This is a genomic window from Marinobacter gelidimuriae, from assembly GCF_000372805.1.
Taxonomy (GTDB): Bacteria; Pseudomonadota; Gammaproteobacteria; order Pseudomonadales; family Oleiphilaceae; genus Marinobacter; species Marinobacter gelidimuriae.
In genome coordinates this window covers 1-1,190 of sequence record NZ_KB889865.1, presented here as the reverse complement: position 1 = coordinate 1,190, position 1,190 = coordinate 1, and the positions used below count along the sequence as shown (strand labels likewise).

Sequence of the window (1,190 nt, the reverse complement as noted above, 5' to 3'; positions counted from 1 at the left end):
ATTGTGGTAAAATACTTGTTATCTAGACAACGTAAAAAACCACAAGAGACATCGAATGAATTCTGTCACAAAGACTTTGGGCTTACCACCATTAACGGCTGATCTACTTAACCAAGAAGACCTTAAAATTGACAATACTTTCAGCACCACATGGAAGAGCATTGGGTTTAACAACGTTTTACGTCAGGCTAAGTTTTCTAAGCGCTCGGGTACGCCAGTGGGTGACGTCACCTACCTCTTAATGCTTTGGGTCTGGCTAAAAGTAGACTCTGTTGCCATGTTTTCAAGGGATGCCTTATTGAGTTTTTCAGCTGCAAAGAAGGATGCGTTATATGATCTGCTTAACCGAGAAGATCTAGATTGGCGAAAGCTACAACGATTGACGGCTAAAAAAGTGCTTAATGCCAACAGTAAAAACCAACTCAACGCCTTTGTCATTGATGACACAGTAAAAACAAGGCGGGGTAAAAAGATGCCTGGTGTTTCAAGTCATTTCGATCACTTAACCGCTCGCTGCGTGATGGGCCAGCAGGTTGTAACCCTTGGTGTCGCTAATGATGAGCAGTTTGTTCCCGTTGATAATGAAATATTCATCAGCCAGACTAAGCAGCAAGCAGTAGACTACCCATTCAATGACGGTCGTAGTATTGCGGCCAAACGCTACCAACAATCAAAGCAACAAACCAAACCACAAATGGTCTGTGACATGGTAGCCAGAGCTATCCGTGGTGGCATTAATGCGGATTACTTTTTAGCCGATGCATGGTTTGCGACCAAGCATATTCTTAGAATGACGATAACCCACTCGCTTATTGCCATTGTCAGAATGAAAAAGAATAAGATGAAGTACCGCCTAACGACGAACGGCATGACTCACTTATTGTGTGCTCAGGAGCTATACAAGCAGCACGTTAAAGGCCACTGGCAGGCGCTTAATAATGCGCCTTACCAAAGTAAATCCATTGTGGTTGAGCTCAACCTCACCAGTTCAGATCAAGAGCCCGCGCAATGGGTTAAGGTTAAATTGCTCTTTGTTCGCTCAGTCAATGAAGCCAAGCAGCAAGCGAGCAAACACGATTGGGCGTTATTTTTAACGACTGATAGTCAACTTGAAGATGAAAAAATACTAGAGGTCTATGCGCTGCGCTGGGGGATTGAAGTTTACTTCAAGGAAGCCAAGCAAAAGCTCG

At 43.9% G+C, this 1,190-nt stretch carries 1 protein-coding gene; it reads left to right on the top strand.

Annotated features, from left to right (window positions below):
* Positions 1-55 precede the first annotated feature (55 nt).
* Positions 56-1,190, top strand: a 1,135-nt coding sequence (locus tag A3OI_RS0104160; protein WP_018403075.1) for a transposase, incomplete at its 3' end; no start/stop codon positions are given.